The 19,290-nt window shown below is 44.8% G+C and carries 14 protein-coding genes; 7 read left to right on the top strand and 7 right to left on the bottom strand.

Going from position 1 to position 19,290, the window contains the following annotated elements; all coding sequences use genetic code 11:
• Nucleotides 1–137 precede the first annotated feature (137 nt).
• The 3 genes from J4N42_RS09205 to hinT all read right to left on the bottom strand — a co-directional run bounded on the left by J4N42_RS09205 (nt 138) and on the right by hinT (nt 2,439).
• Nucleotides 138–524 (bottom strand): YcfL family putative periplasmic lipoprotein, encoded by a 387-nt coding sequence (locus tag J4N42_RS09205; RefSeq protein WP_252027585.1) that lies wholly within the window; start codon nt 522–524, stop codon nt 138–140.
• Nucleotides 524–1,927, bottom strand: coding sequence for a COG3014 family protein (locus J4N42_RS09210; RefSeq protein WP_252030817.1), 1,404 nt, complete (start codon nt 1,925–1,927; stop codon nt 524–526). Before J4N42_RS09210 ends, J4N42_RS09205 begins: the two co-directional genes overlap by 1 nt.
• Before the next feature lie 161 nt (nt 1,928–2,088).
• The gene (gene hinT, locus J4N42_RS09215) at nt 2,089–2,439 is read right to left on the bottom strand and encodes a purine nucleoside phosphoramidase (RefSeq protein WP_252027586.1); all 351 of its coding nucleotides are present in this window, start codon (nt 2,437–2,439) and stop codon (nt 2,089–2,091) included.
• Between the two features lie 229 nt (nt 2,440–2,668).
• On the opposite strand from hinT, the gene J4N42_RS09220 reads away from it, so the two are divergent.
• Nucleotides 2,669–4,660 carry a methyl-accepting chemotaxis protein gene (locus tag J4N42_RS09220; protein WP_252027587.1) on the top strand — a complete coding sequence of 664 codons (1,992 nt, stop codon included), beginning with the start codon at nt 2,669–2,671 and terminating at the stop codon, nt 4,658–4,660.
• 172 nt (nt 4,661–4,832) lie between these two features.
• Nucleotides 4,833–5,993: a DUF1887 family protein gene (locus tag J4N42_RS09225; protein ID WP_252027588.1), complete on the top strand. Its 1,161-nt coding sequence runs from the start codon at nt 4,833–4,835 to the stop codon at nt 5,991–5,993.
• A 60-nt stretch (nt 5,994–6,053) separates the two neighbouring features.
• On the opposite strand, the gene fadR is transcribed toward J4N42_RS09225, so the two are convergent.
• Nucleotides 6,054–6,893 carry a fatty acid metabolism transcriptional regulator FadR gene (gene fadR / locus J4N42_RS09230; protein WP_252027589.1) on the bottom strand — a complete coding sequence of 280 codons (840 nt, stop codon included), beginning with the start codon at nt 6,891–6,893 and terminating at the stop codon, nt 6,054–6,056.
• A 631-nt stretch (nt 6,894–7,524) separates the two neighbouring features.
• On the opposite strand from fadR, the gene nhaB reads away from it, so the two are divergent.
• Together nhaB and dsbB are read left to right on the top strand one after the other, a co-directional pair.
• On the top strand, nt 7,525–9,117 hold the full coding sequence (gene nhaB, locus J4N42_RS09235) for a Na(+)/H(+) antiporter NhaB (RefSeq protein WP_252027590.1): 1,593 nt from the start codon (nt 7,525–7,527) through the stop codon (nt 9,115–9,117).
• Nucleotides 9,118–9,200: 83 nt separating this feature from the next.
• Nucleotides 9,201–9,725, top strand: coding sequence for a disulfide bond formation protein DsbB (gene dsbB / locus J4N42_RS09240; protein WP_252027591.1), 525 nt, complete (start codon nt 9,201–9,203; stop codon nt 9,723–9,725).
• A 215-nt stretch (nt 9,726–9,940) separates the two neighbouring features.
• Here dsbB and J4N42_RS09245 read toward each other — a convergent pair whose 3' ends face one another.
• Nucleotides 9,941–12,970 carry a DNA translocase FtsK gene (locus tag J4N42_RS09245; protein ID WP_252027592.1) on the bottom strand — a complete coding sequence of 1,010 codons (3,030 nt, stop codon included), beginning with the start codon at nt 12,968–12,970 and terminating at the stop codon, nt 9,941–9,943.
• A gap of 171 nt (nt 12,971–13,141) precedes the next feature.
• Nucleotides 13,142–13,636 carry a leucine-responsive transcriptional regulator Lrp gene (gene lrp / locus J4N42_RS09250; RefSeq protein ID WP_017033863.1) on the bottom strand — a complete coding sequence of 165 codons (495 nt, stop codon included), beginning with the start codon at nt 13,634–13,636 and terminating at the stop codon, nt 13,142–13,144.
• A gap of 156 nt (nt 13,637–13,792) precedes the next feature.
• Here lrp and ald point away from each other — a divergent pair, with 156 nt between their 5' ends.
• Nucleotides 13,793–14,917, top strand: a complete 1,125-nt coding sequence (gene ald, locus J4N42_RS09255; RefSeq protein ID WP_252027593.1) for an alanine dehydrogenase — start codon at nt 13,793–13,795, stop codon at nt 14,915–14,917.
• Nucleotides 14,918–14,990: 73 nt separating this feature from the next.
• On the opposite strand, the gene yfbV is transcribed toward ald, so the two are convergent.
• Complete coding sequence (gene yfbV / locus J4N42_RS09260) at nt 14,991–15,443, bottom strand: terminus macrodomain insulation protein YfbV (RefSeq protein ID WP_252027594.1); 453 nt, start codon at nt 15,441–15,443, stop codon at nt 14,991–14,993.
• A gap of 363 nt (nt 15,444–15,806) precedes the next feature.
• On the opposite strand from yfbV, the gene J4N42_RS09265 reads away from it, so the two are divergent.
• Both J4N42_RS09265 and pta read left to right on the top strand, forming a co-directional pair.
• Nucleotides 15,807–17,003, top strand: a complete 1,197-nt coding sequence (locus J4N42_RS09265) for an acetate kinase (RefSeq protein ID WP_252027595.1) — start codon at nt 15,807–15,809, stop codon at nt 17,001–17,003.
• Nucleotides 17,004–17,070: 67 nt separating this feature from the next.
• Nucleotides 17,071–19,236 carry a phosphate acetyltransferase gene (pta, locus tag J4N42_RS09270; RefSeq protein ID WP_252027596.1) on the top strand — a complete coding sequence of 722 codons (2,166 nt, stop codon included), beginning with the start codon at nt 17,071–17,073 and terminating at the stop codon, nt 19,234–19,236.
• Nucleotides 19,237–19,290: the final 54 nt, after the last annotated feature.

Below are 19,290 nucleotides of genomic sequence, written 5' to 3' on the forward strand. Positions count from 1 at the left end.
TTATTTACCCGTATTCTGGGCTTATAACTTTTACTTTCGATATTTTCGGTTGTTTTTCCGACAACCGTATTCATTAACGGCTAATTCATACCATCAGAAATAGCGAAGAACTAACCGTCTCAAACTTTTCACTTGGATTAATCCGCTTCGCGAATTTGCACACGAAACTGTTTACCGTTCGGGTTAACTGACACTTCTGAGATAGAGAAGCTCTCTTTACCACGTACCACCGTTTGACGCCATGGGCTGAGTTTATTGTTAACCTCTAGACCATCTTCGTCATACCAGTAAAAACGGTACTGGATGTGTTGATCGCCATTGTATTCACTGACGAGCCTAACAACGCCACGTGCGTGTCCATCGACTTCTGTCGTCGCAATATCGTCAATAACTAAGCGAGAGCCTAGAACATTGTCGCCAAACAGCACATTCTGCGAAGCGCCATCGACACGTAAACCGGCCGTGTTACTCGAACACCCCACCACGAGAACTGCAATCAATGCAGCAAATAACCACTTTTTCATTACAATTTTCCTAATTGTTTATGCCAAACAGTAGAGTTATTTCCTTGTCTTGAAACCCAAACTAATACCGTTCTATTTTGCTCAACGTTGAACGTGTAATCCTTTCCGTCAACATTGAGGGTTTGCTCGCCCGCATTCACTTGCGCGCTTGCGCTATACACTTTGCCAGGTAATGTTTGCCAGCTACGCGTATCGGCTTGCTCAGTCAATGTATTCCAAACATTGAACAGCAAGTTACCTACATCGTCGCCTTTCGCTGTCTCTTTACGCATCTGATCCTTTGCCAATACACGTAGAGTTTGCCTTATTACTATGGTCGGCATTCTTTCAGAAAGATCTCGCTGAGCCATCAAATTTACGTTGGTCAACTGATCTGAAGAAAGCGCATCATCGTTAAGCTGTAACTCTCTAAACCTTTCACTTGCATCAGAGCGATAGTAAGGCAATGCTAAAGAATACAATGCACCATCACCGCGACTGTCATATACCGGTAGAGATAGCTTCCAAGCACTCAAGGCTTCTACAACGCCCTGCTCATCAATCACTATGACTCGGCTCTTGCCAGAGTCCAGAGAGTTAACGTCTCCGTATCGCTTCTTAAGCTTTTCAAGATCTTGGTTCATCCCCAAGCGCTTAGCAACACGCATCGTTCCATCAATGATTTCTGCGTTATCTGGTTCGACAGCCAACGCTCGACGATAATCCACATATGCACTATTTAGATCGTTAGAAGTTTCGTATAGCAAAGCTGATAGATACAACAAATACCCATTTTGAACCGCTTGCAGCGTTTTGCCTGCATCTGGGTAATTGGAAAGTACACTCCCCAAATTTGGAGATACCCCTTGCTTCTTCAAGCTCGCCTGGGCGGACTCTAATTCGCGTTCGCGATCTTTCCTTGCCCTTTCCTGCACTTGGTTCGCTCTTCGCATCTCGACGAGCGCCCCTTCTAAGCTGTTACTTTGAAGATAGTTCAGCCCCAGATAAAGATGCAAAAAGCCGAGCTCGTAATCGGCAGGGCTATAGGTGTTGAGATTATCATTAACAGCAATAGAGCCCACACTGGTCGCTGTATCGCTGACCGAGATCACCGCTTTATCTTGCTGAACACGAACGGCTGAATCACTCAGTTCTAAGCTAGATTTGCTTTGTGGGTAATGCTCATTGAGAAAATAAACACGCCCTTTTTCCATATTGTCTAAGATATCACCTGCGATATACTCAGGGAGCTTTTGCTCCGCTTCATCATACTGACCCGACTTAACCGCAGAATAAACGCCATTATTTTGGGCGCTGTAGTGACTAAATAAATTTCCAGCCGACAAATTTGCACAGGCTGAAAGAAGCATTACCGCAGACGTTACGATTGTGATCCGAATTGGTCGTTTCACTTCGTACTCCATTGTTGTAAACATACTATTGTTCTAAACGTGCATTGTTTGAGCATATTGGCTGATATTCCACCGAGATACAGTATCTAATTAAAGACTGTAGTGCCGGAAAACCAAAACACCGAGTTGGACAACACAACTCGGTGTTAGTTTACATTAACCAGCCACCCTGATTAGCTCATTAACAGCGGACCAAGAGGTCGGCCGCCGACTAAGTGCATGTGAATGTGGTATACCTCTTGACCACCGTGTGAATTACAGTTCATGATCAAACGGTACCCGTCGTCTGCAATACCTTCATCTTTAGCAATCTTTTTCGCCACAGTGAACATACGCCCCATGGTCAACTCGTCTTCAACTTCGATATCGTTAGCTGTTGGTATTAGTTTATTTGGAATAATCAGCACATGGATTGGAGCTCTAGGGTTGATGTCACGAAATGCGGTGACTAAATCATCTTGATACACCACATCGGCAGGGATTTCTTTATTTATAATTTTGCTAAAAATGGTTTCTTCAGCCATTGAGTACTCCGTCTACTCGTCTTTATATGCGTTAGCTTCAGTATGCTCCAAGCTGGAACAAAGCTCAATAAAAACAGTGTTCACTTAACATTTATCACAATACCCTAATATTCGAAGTAAAATTTGTATTGTGCGTCATAAAATGCGTCTCTCACTCTCAATACAATAATGACTATTTTGTTAATTTTATAAGACGAATTTGTCTTTGTGTTTTCTAGGGAGAGAGTATATGAAGGGTTCAGTGATTAGGCGTATGTACGCCGGCTTCACACTGATCATCATAATGTTCGCAATTATGACCAGTATTATGATGGGAGGCATGAGCCAGATCCATTCAAACTTTGAGTCGGTATCTAAGGTTTCACTTCCGTTAGTATCAATATCTAACCAAACTGCAGTTCAACTGCTGTCAGCAGACAAATCTTTTAAAGACTTTTTGACTACGCAAAGTACCGAACGTATGGCGGAAATGCGTGAAGAATTTGCCAGCGCAAAAGAGCAATTTGCCGCAACGTTTGCGCAGCTACAAACTTCCAGTGCAAACAATCCGCAGCTGGCAGAAAACATTACCTTGCTTCAAGAAATGGAGCAGCGCTACTTTGCCGAAGCAGAGGATGCAATGAACAACTACGAAGCGATGTTTGCCGCTCAAGAGAAAGTTCAAAAGTCTACGCGTAACTTCCAGCGTCTGCATTCTGAGTTAAGCACTGGTATGAAAGAATACGTCGATGACCAAAGCAGCATCTCAGTGAAAGTCATGGCAAAGAGTTACTTTATCAAGCTAAAAGACGCAGAAGTGATCACATCCGATGCGCTTGCAAGCTCGAATGTTGAGCTGGTCAACAAAGCTGTAGCCAAAAACAAAAAAGCCGTGACTCATTTAAATTACGCGTACCGTGGCCTTTCAGCTCAAATGCCTGAATTGAAAGAAGTGTTTGATGAGTCCGTACAGCAATTTACCCGCGATGTGGGTAAAAAAGGCGGCGTACTTGATCAACACAATAGCTACTTGCTGGCCAAACAAGCGTTGTATGAGAACATTGGTAACCTCGCTGTTGAGGTTGATACGGCTATGTCTATCTTAGACTCATTCAACACCGTAGCGACAGAAGGATTGAATCAATCACTTGCAGAAGCTGGGGAAGTTTATGACCAAGGCGTAGTGAAAGCGATTGTTATCGGTGCGATTGTCGTGTTGTTTGCAGCGGGCATCGGATATCACATTGCACATAGTGTTCGTGAACCACTCACTCGTATTTTGAAGACACTAGAAAGCCTAACCGAAGGGGATATGACTCAACGTATCGATATCCGATACAACAACGAGTTTAGTCGAGTAAGTGGCCACATCAATTCACTTGCAGATAACCTGCATAACATCTTAGTTAAACTTAACGACGCGTCAGATGATCTAACCAGCACAGCGAATTCAAACCAAAGCACGTCCTCTAGCGCACAAGCTCAATTGAGTACCCAGCGCGAACAAACAGCCAATGTAGCAACAGCAATGACAGAGATGTCTCATTCTGTACAAGAAGTTGCTCAAAGTGCACAAAGTTCACAGCAGATGGTCAAACAGGTTGAAACCGCATCAGAGTCTGGACGTCAGATTATGAGCACCAACATTTCGACCATTAACCAGCTTGAAGTTCGACTAACCGAATCCGTTGAAGCAGTGAGTGAACTGCGCAAAATGAGTAGCCAGATCGGATCAATTCTAGATGTGATTCGCAGCATTGCTGAACAAACAAACCTACTTGCACTGAACGCTGCCATTGAAGCTGCTCGTGCCGGTGAACAAGGACGTGGCTTTGCTGTGGTAGCAGATGAAGTTCGTGTACTTGCTCAAAAGACGACAGAATCAACATCTGAAATCGAGAATATGATCAGCAACTTACAAAGCAGCTCAACGGCAGCGAACAACGTCATTGAAAGCTGTATGAGTGATATGGAACTGTCGGTAGAACAAGCATCTAACGCCAATAGCGCAATGGAAGAGATACAAGCTCTGATTCTAGAAATCAGTCATATGAGTACTCATATCTCACAGGCGGCAGGTGAGCAAAGCGAAACAACGACTGAAATAGCACGTAACATCGAGGAGATTAACCTCATCGCAGACGCGAGTTACCAAGCAATGTCGCAAATTGCTAGCACCAATGAAAGCCTGACCCAACTTGCCAACCAACAAGGTGAGTTAGTACACCGCTTCAAACTTTAAGGTTTTGCTAGTGAGCGTAAACTCACTGTCAACCTAACGTAAAACTCTGACTAAGGGCGCCTTTATTTCTGAGGCGCCCTTGTTTTTTGTCTGGCACGGCGTTATATCCTATTTATGGTTCGCGCACCTTTTCCCAATTTCCCTTTTCGCGAGCCGAACATGAGGAAGATTTATGGCTGTTCATGTCGGTATCATCGACCAAGATCCAATTCGATTAGTCACCCCCCTACTCGACAATCGTACCATCAGCAAACACATCGTATTCATTGGTGATGCCACTCAAGAGTCAATGTATGTAAGACTCCATTCCGTGTTAGCTCAGCGTGACATTACCTCCGAGTTTTTCGAAATTCCTACGGCAGTGAACACCTCGATCATCAAACAGTCAATTCGCAAACTTGCTGAAGATTTAAAAGCGCGTGGTGAAGACGTTAAGCTAAATGCCAGCTGTGGTTTACGCCATCGCTTATTGTCTGTATACGAAGTGTTCCGCACCTACCATTGGCCAATTTTTGTTGTTGAACCAAACAGCGACCGTCTTTGCTGGCTATACCCAGATGGACAGGAAGATACCCAAGTTCAAGATCGCATCACCATATCCGACTACCTAACCGTTTTTGGTGCGCGCGGTGAATTCAATGAGCACGAGCTACCTCCTCAACTTGATCAAACTCTATACGAACTTGGCGAGCGCTGGGCAAGTAATGCACTAGAGCTGGGTCCTGGCCTAGCGACGCTAAACTATCTTGCGACCACGTGTCGTAAAGAGCAAAAGTTAGACGTTGAGCTATCAGAGAAGCAGCAAGGTTATCGTGAACTCAACATGCTGTTGGATGATTTAGTCAAAGCCGAGATTGCGACTTACAGCGATGGAGTGCTAACCTTCGCCAATGAGGATGCGCGCCGCTTCTCCAACGGTGAATGGCTAGAAACTCTTGTGCATAGCACTGTGAAGCAGATACAGGACACAATGCCAACGATTCAAGACCGCTCTTTGAATGTACAGGTATATCGCCAACTTGGAGAACGTGAAGTACGCAACGAGCTTGATGTAGCATCGGTAGTGAACAACAAGCTACACATTATCGAATGTAAGACCAAAGGTATGCGTGACGACGGTGATGACACCTTGTACAAGCTTGAATCACTTCGCGATCTTCTAGGAGGACTTCAGGCAAGGGCAATGTTGGTGAGCTTCCGCCCTTTACGCCATAATGACATCACACGAGCAGAAGATTTAGGCTTAGCACTTATTGGCCCTGACGAGCTCAAAGATCTTAAAACGCACCTAACCACTTGGTTTAAAGGTGCAGGCGGTTACGAAGACCTCTAAAACGCCAGTCTTTAGGCATAAAAAAACCGGCGGTAGCCGGTTTTTTTGTTCTGAATCGAATTAACTGTCATCTTCAGTAAAGTTTGTTGGCAGTGTCGTCTTCATCTGATTCCAGATTTGTGCACTACCTAAACCATAGTGACGAACCGCTAGTGGTATTTGATCACGACTTCCTGTTTCACAGATATCCAATAGTTGGCGGTAGAAATCCAATGCTAACTTACGAGCTTCTGGATTAGAGAAATAATAGCTACCTACTCGGTCATATAACTTTCTCAAACCATTGAAAATTAATCCATATATCTGGTTACCAGAATGGAATGCCAAACGCTGGAACAACATGTAATCATAATAATTAAATGTTTTCGCAATTAGATTACTTTGGCGCTTTTCTTCATCTTTTTCACCATCATCTTTTATGTGTTGGCGAAGCTTTTCAGCGTAAGGAGATGATTCGATAAATACGTCCCAGCTCTCAGCATTTAATAGCGATTCACAAGATTCAATCACATTTGCAATTGTTCTTTCTGAAGCTTCTTTGTTTGCCTTAAATGCGTAACGCATAAAAATAGGACTGATACTTGTACGTGCTGCAAGCAAATCTTCAACAATTGTTGTCGCATTATCCGCGTCTAACGTCATAAGAGTATCTAGGATGTGTAGACCCGAAGTTTCCATGAATTGGTTTACTTTCGTCGGCTTACCGTGCTGGATCGTCAACCAACCATCACGCGCTAGACGCTGTAAAACTTCACGTAGAGTTGTGCGCGTAACACCTATTAATTCTGATAATTCACGTTCTGCTGGTAAAATAGAACCTGGAGGGAATCGGCCATTCCAAATGCTTTCGATAATGTATTTTTCTGCAAATCCTGCTGGGCTTTTTGCCTTAATGACCATTAAGTACTTTCCAGTTTTATTTTTAATTAGATAGCACTCATCATACCACTAGTTTCACCACTTCGGAAACCTACTGATATAAAACTCGCCACAAGTAACATTTAGAGTTAATACTCTAATCATCTTCTCAATTTAAACAAGTTAAACCGGGATAGGAAGCGCAATAAATTTACACTTTAGTAGTACAAGTGTCTCGCAACTGCTTATATGTTATGACTCCTTATTCTATACGGCATAAATGTTTTCTCAGTTAACTTCAAACATCTTCATTCATATAAGATACATAAATTGTCAATTTCAGCACTTTCATTCATTGCGAACTATTAAGTTAACTTTTTCACAACTCTTCTTTGATATTTACCCAACTTAGATCGCGTTTTTTGACTAAATTCATCCATCTTTCATACCAAGGATGAGTTTCTTGTTGACTAAATAAAAGCGAAGAGTAGAGTTGCGGTCGAAGTAGAGTGCTTGTCTTTCTCAGGGAGTGACTTGGCAAGGCCACAATCGTCATGGATCGTTGTTGTTTTTCTAAGTCGCTGTTGGATCAGAGCATTACCCAAGAAAGTTCTGATTAATGGATACGAGCTACTCATAGTGTCTATTTATAACAACATTAAGAGTATTACCCATGCCGATGTCACTCGGAAGTGCTTTTATTAAGAACTTTCTTGGTAAAGCACCAGACTGGTACAAAGTTGCCATCATTTCATTTCTAATTATCAACCCTATTGTTTTCTTTTTGATCAACCCATTTGTTGCTGGTTGGTTATTAGTTATCGAATTTATCTTCACTCTCGCTATGGCGCTAAAATGTTACCCACTCCAACCAGGTGGTTTACTAGCGATTCAGGCTGTCGCGATTGGGATGACAAGTGCCGACCAAGTAAAACATGAACTCGTTGCGAACATCGAAGTTCTGTTGCTACTGATCTTTATGGTTGCTGGCATCTACTTCATGAAGCAGCTGCTTCTCTATATTTTCACAAAGATACTGCTAGGTATCCGTTCAAAAGCAATTCTCTCTGTTGCTTTCTGTTTTGCAGCAGCATTTTTGTCAGCATTCCTAGATGCACTAACAGTAATTGCGGTTGTCATTAGCGTAGCGGTTGGTTTCTACTCGATTTATCACAAAGTAGCCTCAGGAAAAGGGTCATCAGCAGCACATGACCACACCCACGATGGTGAGCTATCTGAACTAACACGCGATGATTTAGAAAACTACCGTGCATTCCTACGCTCACTACTGATGCATGCTGGTGTGGGTACAGCTCTTGGTGGCGTTATGACAATGGTGGGTGAGCCTCAAAACCTTATCATTGCAGATCAAGCTGGCTGGCTATTTGGTGAGTTCATCATTCGCATGTCACCAGTCACTGTTCCTGTTTTCTTCTGTGGACTAGCAACTTGTGTGCTAGTCGAAAAATTCAAAGTCTTTGGTTACGGCGCTGAGCTTCCAGATAACGTTCGTCAAATCTTAGTCGATTTCGATACTGAAGAGCGTAAAAACCGCACTAAGCAAGATGTTGCTAAGCTATGGATTCAAGGTGCAATTGCAGTATGGCTAATCGTTGGCCTAGCCCTTCACTTAGCGGCTGTAGGTTTAATTGGCCTGTCCGTTATTATCCTTGCTACTGCATTTACCGGTGTTATTGAAGAACACTCATTAGGGAAAGCATTCGAAGAAGCACTGCCTTTCACGGCGCTACTTGCAGTATTCTTTGCGATTGTTGCAGTAATCATTGACCAAGAGCTGTTTAAACCTGTTATTGACGCGGTTCTGCACGTAGAAGATAAAGGGACACAGCTTGCTCTGTTCTACGTCGCAAACGGCCTGCTGTCGATGGTGTCAGACAACGTATTCGTTGGAACGGTCTACATCAACGAAGTGAAAGCTGCGCTGGTACAAGGCATCATTACTCGCGACCAATTCGATCTACTGGCCGTCGCTATCAACACCGGTACTAACCTACCTTCAGTGGCGACACCTAATGGCCAAGCAGCCTTCCTATTCCTACTAACATCTACGCTGGCACCACTTATCCGCTTGTCGTATGGACGCATGGTTATTATGGCTCTACCGTACACTGTGGTATTGGCGATTGTTGGCCTTGCAGGAATCATGTTCTTCGTTGAACCAATGACCGCGTTCTTCTACGACGCAGGTTGGATTTCACCTAGCACGGCAGAAGCAGTTAGTAGCACGGTTTCAAACGGCCACTAAAAAATTTAGTTGATCGTGAAACTATTCCAAGATAAAAAGCTCTGATATATCAGAGCTTTTTTATTACGAATAAGGAATCTTTTGTGAAGCTTCTCTCTTTACTCAACACCTTCTCAAGAAGTCGCCTATCTTGGCTGCTGCTATTACTTGTAGTCGTCTTCTTTGAAGCATGTGCCCTATTCTTCCAACACGTCATGCTTTTACCACCATGTGTCATGTGTATTTATGAGCGTGTTGCTTTACTTGGTGTGGGTGGCGCGGCTCTCATCGGTCTGACTTCTCCGAATAATCCATTCGTACGTTGGTTGGGCCTTGCGGCTTGGGGAGCCTCTTCTTATAAAGGGCTTCAGCTTGCGCTCCAACATGTGGACTACCAATTCAATCCATCACCATTCGCGACATGTGACCTGTTCGTGACGTTCCCAAGCTGGGCGCCATTAAACCAATGGGCACCGTGGATGTTCGAAGCTTATGGCGACTGTAGCAAAGTGGTTTGGCAATTCTTAACGCTTTCTATGCCGCAATGGTTAGTTGTCATCTTTGCCGCGAACCTTGTTGTTCTAGCCGCAGTTGTTATCTCTCAGTTTGTAAAACCTGAGAAAGCGTAATCTCCAAAGGGCAATCTCGCGATTGCCCTTTTTCATACGTGACTTTCTGTTCCACCAGCACCTTCTAGCCTACCCTCAATCACTATTTCGACTCCGTATCATCCATACCGATCGCAATTTTTCATTTGCAAAGATACCGATGTTAGCCAGCGAGCACACAAAAAAAACGCAAGCTGTAATAGCTTGCGCTTCAATCATGATCACGGCCTAATTGACTAGTTCATCTCACGACCAGGAGCCGGAGCAAGAACCTCTCGGTTACCATTATGGCCTGGTGCACTAACAATACCTTGTGCTTCCAGTTGCTCAACAATGCGTGCAGCTCGGTTATAACCAATCTTAAATCGACGTTGAACCCCTGAAACAGATCCTCGACGAGACTGCACAACATGCTCTACCACTTGGTCAAACAGTGGATCCATGTCTTCCTCACCTTCTGGCTTTTCACCCGGAAGTAGTGCTTCTGGGCCTTGGTCGCCATTAGTGATCTCATCAATATAGTTTGGTTTGCCTCGCGCTTTCCAATTATTGACCACTGCATGAACATCATCATCGGATGCAAACGCACCGTGCACACGCACTGTATGACTAGAGCCTGGCGGTAAGTAAAGCATATCACCCATACCCAACAGCGACTCTGCGCCACCTTGGTCTAGAATCGTACGCGAGTCAGTTTTCGTTGAAACCGTAAACGCCACACGTGTTGGAATGTTGGCTTTAATTAGACCTGTGATGACATCCACAGAAGGGCGTTGAGTGGCAAGAATCAAATGGATACCCGCTGCACGTGCTTTCTGCGCCAACCGAGCGATAAGCTCTTCGACTTTCTTACCTACAACCATCATCAAGTCGGCAAACTCATCGACAATAACTACGATGTACGGCAAGTTTTCAAGCAATGGAGGCTCAGGATCCATGCTGTCACCATCACGCCATAAAGGATCGTGAATTGGATGGCCCGCTTCCGCTGCCATTTTCAGCTTATCGTTGAAGCCCTTAATATTACGAACGCCTAGTGCAGACATCAGCTTGTAACGACGTTCCATTTCACCCACACACCAACGCAGCGCGTTTGATGCATCTTTCATATCGGTAACGACTTCAGACAGAAGATGCGGAATACCTTCATAAACAGAAAGCTCTAGCATTTTCGGGTCGATCATGATGAAACGCACTTCTTCTGGCGTTGCTTTGTACAGCATACTTAGAATCATTACGTTCACACCCACCGACTTACCAGAGCCCGTAGTACCGGCTACTAATACGTGTGGCATCTTAGAGAGATCGGCAATCACGGCTTCACCAGCAATGTCCTGACCAAGCACTACTGTCGTTGGTGACTTCGCTTCAATGAACTGCTGGCTACCCACAACATCAGAGAAATAAACCGTTTGTCGGCTCATGTTTGGCAGCTCAAGGCCAACATAAGGTTTACCCGGGATCACTTCTACAACACGAACCGCCATCGCAGACAGTGAGCGTGCCAAGTCCATAGAAAGACCGGAAATACGGCTGACCTTAACACCAGGTGCCAGATCAAGTTCAAAACGAGTAATGACAGGACCAGGGAATATATCTACCACTTCAGCCTTGATCTTGTAGTCCGCCAATTTAGCTTCAACCAAACGCGCGATATTTTCTAATGCCTCTCGGTCGATAAAGTTTTCACGCTTTTCAGGGTGATAGAGTAACTCTAACGTCGGCATTGGTTCTGCCGGCTTAGGCAAATTGACGTCTTGCTGGACTAGGAATGGGTTTTGTTGAGCAGCAACATTCGCCTGCGCTTCTGAAACCATATCTTGGAACGCAGCCACATCTTCATCGTCTGGCTCAACGTCTTCTTGCACAAATTCCTCAGCGGGCATCAATTCTGCCATTGGCGCTTCATCTTCTACCCGCAGCTGTTCTGGCTCAGACTCAAATTCATGAGAAGTCAGTTCCTCCTCTTCTTGCTCTGCGACATCAAATGTCGAGATAGTCGGCTCAATATGTAGCGAATCAGGTTCTACATCTTCTGCAATACGTTCAAATTGCTGCTCATTGATCACTGGTTCAGTAATTGATTGCTCATCTACTGCTTCAACTGCAGGATCTGCAGCTGTTTCTACCATAGGCTCGAACACAGGTTCTGAAAGCTCTGGTGTGCTTGCATTGCTTTCAACTTGCCAAGGCATAGTGTCAGCTTCAGGGACACCAGGCTGTTGAATTGGGCTTTCGATAGCTGCCGGTGATACAACGGCAGCTGCAAGCACCTCTTCTTTAGGCGCAAGATCATTGGCATCCGCCGCCGCCATTTCTAATTCTTCTATGGTTGCCGTCAATGGACGTTCACGTTCTTGCTCGGTCTCATCATAGTGGTACATCGGCTGCTCTGGCTGAGCACTTACTGGCTCAGATGCCACTGATACGGCTGTAGCGCTCGCGGCAACTGCCGTTTCAGGCATATGGATGTTGAAGCGTCTTTCTGGCACGTGCTCTTCGACTTCAGGCTCAGTAGGCAGAGCATCAGACATAGTGACAGAATCAAAATCACGTCTTTCTTCTTTACTCGAGGTAGGTGCGTATTCAGACAAATCCGGGGCCAGGGTTTCTTCTTTCTCTCCACGGATGCGATTCATTAGTAAGCCTGCAGCATGGATTGTGCGCTCACCTAGCCACTCGACGATAGCCAACCATGAAATTCCAGTAAGCAGAGTAAAACCCGCCCCCCATAAGAAAAGAAAAACGAGAGTGGTGCCTAGCACATTTAATGTCGGTAGAGCGAGACTGGTTAGTACATCACCGATAACACCGCCTGACGAGAAATACCAAATATCGTCGAAATTAATGTCAGCTAAACCACAGCTTGTAAGCACCAAAACCACAAGGCCAAGTAATCTTGTGCCCCACAGCGTAAGATCTAGAGGCTCATCTTCCCCTCTAGTTCGTAAGAAAATCCAAGCGGTCGCAGTAAGAATGATTGGTATTGGGTACGCTAAAGAACCGAACACGAAAAACAGTGTGTCAGCAATCCACGCGCCTAAAGTGCCGCCAGCATTTTGGATATCACTGCCCCATGCGGTTTGTGACCACGAAGGATCAGCAGGGCTAAAGGTTACCAGCGCAACGGCGAGTAGGACTGAGAAAAGTACCGCCAGAATTAGGCCGCACTCTCGAAGACGTTGTGATCCATTTAAACGAGAAGACTGAGGCTCTTCACCCGTTTTAATAATAGTCGCGACTTTCTTTTTGTTCTCTCTGAACATAAACCAACTTGATTTTAATTAAGACCAACACTCGTAGGAGTTTTGGTGGTGTGAAAACAATCTGAGCGGCATAAGCCGCTCAGAAAGATTTAACCATATTAAGGGTTAAAACCCAATTGCAGAAAGTCAGAATATGGAAAAGAGTTCCATCATTTCCCGACCTTTAGGCAACTAGCGAGTTTTAATCACTAACTGGTTGGTTTGTTTTACTTCTTCCATAACTACGTAGGTACGAGTGTCATTTACACCCGGCAGGCGAAGTAGCGTATCGCCAAGTAGCTTACGGTAAGCGCTCATATCTGATACGCGTGTTTTAAGAAGATAGTCGAAGTCACCCGAAACCAAATGACATTCTTGGATATCATCTAGCTTCTGTACCGCTGTGTTGAACTGCTCAAATACATCTGGAGCACCACGGTTAAGAGTGATTTCTACGAATACGAGTAATGATGCATCAAGGTACTGCGGATTCAAAAGAGCCGTATAGCCTGTGATATATCCTTGTCGCTCTAAGCGACGCACACGCTCTAAACACGGAGTTGGAGAAAGTCCAACACGTTTTGAGAGCTCAACGTTAGAAATTCGACCATCTTTCTGCAACTCGTTAAGAATGTTGCGATCGATACGGTCTAGATCCTTGGACGGCTTTTTGTAGTTGTCTGCCATTTTTTATTCCACCTTATTACTTCCTTGCAAAAAAATATACTACAACTTTTTAATATTCAGTATCAAATTTTACTTACTACTGTCTATACTAGATATTAATTCGACAGAATTACCCTACACACAGATAATACAACCAAAATTAAATAAGGAGTCAGGATGATCATTGGCGTACCTAAGGAAATCAAGAACCACGAATACAGAGTGGGCATGATCCCGGCAAGTGTTAGAGAGCTAATCTCACACGGTCACCAAGTTTATGTTGAAACCAACGCCGGTACTGGTATCGGTTTTTCAAACGATGATTACATCGCTGTAGGCGCATCCATTCTTCCTACCGCTGCTGACGTTTTTGCCAAAGCAGAAATGATTGTAAAGGTTAAAGAACCTCAAGCTGTCGAACGAGCTATGCTCAAAGAGGGGCAAATTTTATTTACTTATTTGCACCTAGCACCAGATTTTCCACAAACTGAAGAGCTAATCAAGAGCAAAGCTGTCTGCATAGCATATGAGACTGTAACAGATAATATGGGTCGCTTGCCACTATTAGCACCAATGTCTGAGGTAGCAGGTCGCATGTCTATCCAAGCAGGTGCACAAACTTTAGAGAAATCTCACGGTGGACGTGGTCTACTTCTTGGTGGTGTACCAGGTGTTGAGCCAGCAAAAGTTGTTGTTGTTGGTGGTGGTGTCGTGGGTGCAAACGCTGCACGCATGGCAGTTGGTCTACGCGCGGACGTAACTATCCTTGACCGTAACGTTGATACTCTTCGTCGCCTAGATGAAGAATTCCAAGGTCGCGCAAAAGTGGTTTATTCTACAGAAGACGCTATTGAGAAGCATGTTCTAGAAGCTGACCTAGTGATCGGTGCGGTGCTAATTCCTGGTGCAGCAGCGCCTAAACTAGTGACAAAAGAGCACATCGCTAAGATGAAGCCTGGCGCAGCGGTTGTAGACGTAGCGATCGACCAAGGCGGTTGTTTCGAGACTTCTCACGCAACGACTCACGCAGAACCGACTTACATCGTTGATGACGTTGTTCACTACTGTGTTGCAAACATGCCTGGTGCAGTTGCTCGTACATCAACATTCGCGCTTAACAACGCAACACTTCCTTACATTGTTAAGTTAGCGAACAAAGGCTACCGCGAAGCACTTCTAGAAGATAACGGCTTCCTAGAAGGTCTAAATGTCATTCACGGTAAAGTGACTTGTAAAGAAGTTGCTGAAAGCTTCGACCTAGAGTACATCGCTCCAGCAGACGCTATCGCAATGTTCAACTAATGTTGAATGAATAGACAAAAAAGCGCCCATCAATGATGGGCGCTTTTTTATTTGATTGTTTTGAATATTGAGTTTAAAACCAACGCTCTAAAGCGGTCTTATCTAGTTGCCTAAACGCTCTGTTAAGGATCACCGCTAGCTCTTTATAACGCGGTTTAGATTTGATTGGCTCTAAGGCAAACCCACTTTCGGTGATCTTTTGGTACAACTCTCTGTACCAGCCTGCTAATGCCGGAGGTAGTTGAGTATTGGCACGATTGCCTAACCACCAGATGCCTTGAAGTGGCAAACTAATAGCAAATAGCGCAATAACTACAGCTTGAGGCATTGCTTGTTGGTTTTGGAACGCCATTTGAGTCAGGATACTAATTGCTGCAATGGCCGGCATGACTTTAATCGCAAAGCGGGTTGCTTTTATCACTCGCTGCTCAGGAAAGAGCATGTTGAGCTCTTTGCGCATCGGCCAAATATCCATATATTTCTGACCATCTTTTAAGCTGTGGACTAATCCGACTTTATTATTCATATGACACTCTCACTATCAAAGCGGGCTCAGCGCTAAAAATTAGTTGAACTTTTCAACTTATCGCGTAAAAAATTGACGAAAGTTAATATTCTTTCAAATTTTTTTTGTTATATTTGCCTATTATCGCTATCCTTTGCGCACCCTCAATCTCATTGTTGCTGTTATTTACAATTAAGGCAACTTTGCGATGACCATCTGCAAGGATTGCATAAGTTGCTTTCATGGTAAAGCGACGTCTCACTATACGGAAATTGAAGTTTTTTTGACCAAGATTAGTGCGCACTCGCAAAGAGTTGAACTATTCTTGAGATTGATTTTCATCCTTAACTGATAAATTGTCAGACGAATAACAGGTAGTCACACATGTCTAAGCTAGTTTTAGTTTTAAACTGCGGTAGTTCTTCTCTTAAATTCGCTATTGTTGATGCAGCAAATGGCGAAGAGCACCTAACAGGTCTTGCTGAATGTCTTCACCTTCCAGAAGCTCGCATCAAGTGGAAACTTGATGGTAAACACGAAGCACAGCTAGGTGACGGTGCAGCACACGACGAAGCACTATCTTTCATCGTTGAAACTATTCTTGCGTCTAAGCCTGAACTAGCAGAGCAACTAAAAGCTGTTGGTCACCGCGTTGTACACGGCGGCGAGAAATTCACTCAGTCAGCTCTAATCACAGACGACGTACTTAAAGGCATCGAAGACTGTGCAACTCTAGCACCTCTTCACAACCCTGCAGCTATCATCGGTATCAAAGCCGCTCAAAAAGCGTTCCCTGGCCTACCAATGTCTGCAGTATTCGACACGGCTTACCACCAAACAATGCCTCAAGAAGCTTACCTATACGCTCTACCGTACAACCTATACAAAGAGCACGGCATCCGTCGTTACGGCATGCACGGTACTTCTCACCTATTCATCGCTCGCGAAACTGCTGAGCGCCTAGGCAAACCTGCTGATGAACTAAACATCATCAACTGTCACCTAGGTAACGGCGCATCTGTATGTGCAATCAAAAACGGTAAGTCTGTAGATACTTCAATGGGTCTAACACCACTAGAAGGTCTAGTAATGGGTACTCGTTGTGGTGACATCGATCCTGCGATCATCTTCCACCTACACGATGCTCTAGGTTACTCAGTTGAGAAAATCAACACTATGCTAACTAAAGAGTCTGGCCTACAAGGTCTGACTGAAGTGACTTCTGACTGTCGTTTCGTTGAAGATAACTACGGTGATAAAGAAGAAGCAACTCGCGCGATGGATGTATTCTGCCACCGCCTAGCGAAATACGTTGCTGGTTACACTGCAACTCTAGAAGGTCGTCTAGACGCTATCGTATTCACTGGCGGTATCGGTGAAAACTCTGCGCCAATCCGTGAAATGGTTCTTAACCGTCTAGGTGTATTCGGTATCGAAGTTGATGGCGAAGCAAACCTTAAAGCACGTTTCGGCGGCGAAGGCACTATCACTTCTGCAGACAGCCGCATCCCTGCAATGGTTGTTTCTACTAACGAAGAACTTGTTATTGCAGAAGACACAGCTCGTCTAGCTGGTCTTTAATGAATTTTCTGGCTAGCTTCTCGCTAGCCAGTTTTTTTATATCCATATAGTCAAAGGTACTCTCCTAATGTCCCGTACTATTATGCTTATCCCTACCAGCGCAGGCGTTGGTCTAACTAGTGTTAGCATGGGTGTTCTACGCGCTATGGAACGTAAAGGCGTTAAAGTCTCGTTCTACAAGCCAATCGCACAGCCTCGTAGCGGTGCAAACCAACCAGATTTAACATCAACGATCATTGCTGCAAACAGCGACATCATCGTTGGTGAACCAACTCCAATGACCACTGCTGAAACTCTGATCGGTAGTGAGAAAATGGATGTACTTCTTGAGTCTGTTGTTGAGCAATACAACAAAATCAACAAAGAAGCAGAAGTAACGCTAATTGAAGGCCTAGTACCTACTCGTAAGCACCCATTTGCAAACCAAGTGAACGCGGAAATTGCGAAAACACTTGGCGCTGAAATCGTATTTGTAGCGACTCCAGGCACAGACAACCCAGCTCAACTGAAAGAGCGTATTGAGGTTGCATGTTCTAACTTTGGTGGTACCAAGAACAAGAACATCAAAGGCGTAATCATCAACAAGCTAAACGCACCTGTCGATGATGCTGGCCGTACGCGCCCTGACCTATCTGAAATCTTCGATGATGCAGACAGCGCTCAGCAAGCAAACCTTGAAGTAATGCAAATCTTCAACTCTAGCCCTATCCGTGTTCTTGGTTGTGTGCCATGGAGCATCGACCTAATTGCAACTCGTGCAATCGATATGGCTAAACACCTTGATGCGGAAATCGTAAACAAAGGTGAAATCGAATCTCGTCGTATTAAGAGCATCACTTTCTGTGCACGTTCTCTACCGCACATGATTGAGCACTTTAAGCCAGGTTCATTGCTAGTAACTTCAGCAGACCGTCCAGACGTAATCGTTGCAGCAGCACTAGCAGCTAAAAACGGTGTAGAGATCGGTGCGATCCTACTGACTGGCGGCTACGACATTCCAGAGCAAATCGTTGACCTATGTAAGCCTGCTTTTGAAACAGGTCTTCCTATCTTCAAAGCTCAAGGCAACACATGGCAAACCTCTCTTAACCTGCAAAGCTTCAACCTAGAAGTTCCTGCAGACGATAAAGAGCGTATCGAGTTTGTAAACGACCACGTTGCAAGCCACATCGATGGCCCTTGGATCGACTCACTATCTGAAGGTACTCAAGGTATTCGCCGTCTAAGTCCACCAGCGTTCCGTTACCAGTTAACTGAGTTTGCTCGTCGTGCAGGCAAGCGTATCGTTCTTCCTGAAGGTGATGAGCCACGTACCGTAAAAGCTGCGTCTATCTGTGCTGAACGCGGTATCGCAACTTGTGTACTTCTAGGTAACCCAGATGAAATCCGTCGCGTTGCAGCACAACAAGGTGTTGAACTAGGCGCGGGTGTTGAGATCATCGATTCAGATTCAGTTCGTGAAAACTACGTAGCTCGCCTAGTTGAACTACGCGGCGCGAAAGGTATGACTGAAGTCGTTGCTCGTGAAAAACTAGAAGACTCAGTATTCCTAGGCACTATGATGCTAGAAGCTGGCGAAGTAGACGGCCTAGTTTCTGGTGCGGTACACACAACAGCGAACACGATCGTTCCTCCATTCCAGATCATTAAGACTGCACCTGATGCGTCTATCGTATCTTCAATCTTCTTCATGCTACTGCCTGATCAAGTATTGGTTTACGGTGACTGTGCAATCAACCCAGATCCAACAGCAGAGCAACTTGCAGAAATCGCTATTCAATCTGCAGATTCTGCAACTGCGTTTGGTATCGACCCTCGCGTTGCTATGATCTCATACTCTACTGGTGAATCTGGTAAAGGTGCGGACGTAGATAAAGTACGTGAAGCAACTAAGATTGCTCAAGAGAAACGTCCAGATCTTGTTATCGACGGTCCTCTTCAGTACGACGCAGCTATCATGGAAAACGTTGCGGCTTCTAAAGCACCTAACTCTCCAGTAGCAGGTAAAGCAACAGTATTCGTATTCCCAGACCTAAACACGGGTAACACGACGTACAAAGCAGTGCAGCGTTCAGCAGATCTAGTATCTATCGGTCCAATGCTTCAAGGTATGCGTAAGCCAGTAAACGACCTGTCACGCGGCGCTCTAGTCGACGACATCGTTTACACCGTTGCTCTAACCGCTATCCAAGCAGACCAAGCTGAAAAAGCTGAAGAGAAAGTCGTTAACTAATTTTCTTAGCGATAACCATATTGAGTGGCTAAGCTTGATGCCCTGATATGGAAT

Origin of the sequence: Vibrio sp. SCSIO 43135, from assembly GCF_023716665.1 — a bacterium.
In the GTDB taxonomy this organism is placed as follows: Bacteria; Pseudomonadota; Gammaproteobacteria; order Enterobacterales; family Vibrionaceae; genus Vibrio; species Vibrio paucivorans.